Source organism: Roseococcus sp. SDR, assembly GCF_019083995.1.
GTDB lineage: Bacteria > Pseudomonadota > Alphaproteobacteria > Acetobacterales > Acetobacteraceae > Roseococcus.
This window is the reverse complement of the sequence record NZ_JAHRCU010000056.1, coordinates 1-1,191: the sequence shown is the minus strand read 5'-3', so window position 1 is coordinate 1,191 and position 1,191 is coordinate 1. Positions and strand designations below refer to the sequence as shown.

1 protein-coding gene is annotated in these 1,191 nt (G+C 65.3%); it reads right to left on the bottom strand.

From position 1 onward, the window contains the following. Positions 1-1,188: an elongation factor Tu gene (gene tuf / locus KTR66_RS24630; RefSeq protein ID WP_213617403.1), complete on the bottom strand. Its 1,188-nt coding sequence runs from the start codon at positions 1,186-1,188 to the stop codon at positions 1-3. Positions 1,189-1,191: the final 3 nt, after the last annotated feature.

Here is a 1,191-nt window from a genome sequence, read left to right as displayed (position 1 = left end):
TTACTTCGCGATGCTGGCGACGACGCCGGCGCCGACGGTGCGGCCACCTTCGCGGATCGCGAAGCGCAGGCCCTCATCCATCGCGATCGGCGCGATCAGCTCGACATCCATCGAGACATTGTCGCCCGGCATCACCATCTCAACGCCTTCCGGCAGCTTCACGATGCCCGTCACATCCGTCGTGCGGAAGTAGAACTGCGGGCGGTAGTTCGTGAAGAACGGCGTGTGGCGGCCACCCTCCTCCTTCGTCAGGATGTACGCCTCGGCCTTGAACTGCGTGTGCGGCGTGATCGAGCCGGGCTTGGCCAGAACCTGGCCGCGCTCCACATCCTCACGCTTCGTGCCGCGCAGCAGCGCGCCGATGTTGTCGCCCGCCTCGCCGCTGTCCAGCAGCTTGCGGAACATCTCGACGCCCGTCACCGTCGTCTTCACCGTGTCCTTCAGACCGATGATCTCGACTTCGTCGCCCACCTTCACGATCCCGCGCTCCACGCGGCCCGTCACCACCGTGCCGCGGCCCGAGATCGAGAACACGTCCTCGACCGGCATCAGGAACGGACGATCAATGGCGCGCTCCGGCTGCGGAATGTAGCTGTCCACCGCTTCCATCAGCTTCAGGATCGCCTGCTCGCCGATCTCAGGCGTCTTGTCCTCGAGCGCGGCCACCGCCGAGCCCTTGATGATGGGGATGTCGTCGCCCGGGAACTGATAGGAGGAGAGCAGCTCGCGCAGCTCCATCTCCACCAGCTCGACCAGGTCGGGGTCCGCCAGGTCCATCTTGTTCAGGAACACCACCAGCGCGGGCACGCCCACCTGGCGGGCCAGCAGGATGTGCTCACGCGTCTGCGGCATCGGGCCATCGGCCGCCGAGCACACCAGGATCGCGCCGTCCATCTGCGCCGCACCCGTGATCATGTTCTTCACGTAGTCGGCGTGGCCAGGGCAATCCACATGCGCGTAGTGCCGGTTCGGCGTCTCGTACTCGACATGCGCCGTCGAGATCGTGATGCCGCGCGCACGCTCCTCAGGCGCCTTGTCAATCTGGTCATAGGCGGTGAACGACGCACCACCCTGCTTCGCCAGCACCTTCGTGATCGCCGCCGTCAGGGACGTCTTGCCATGGTCAACGTGACCAATCGTCCCGATGTTGCAGTGCGGCTTGTTCCGCTCAAACTTCGCCTTGGCCATCGT

Coding starts and splice junctions, on each gene's coding strand:
- tuf (WP_213617403.1), bottom strand. CDS start 1,188: ATGGCCAAGGCGAAGTTTGAGCGGAACAAGCCGCACTGCAACATCGGG.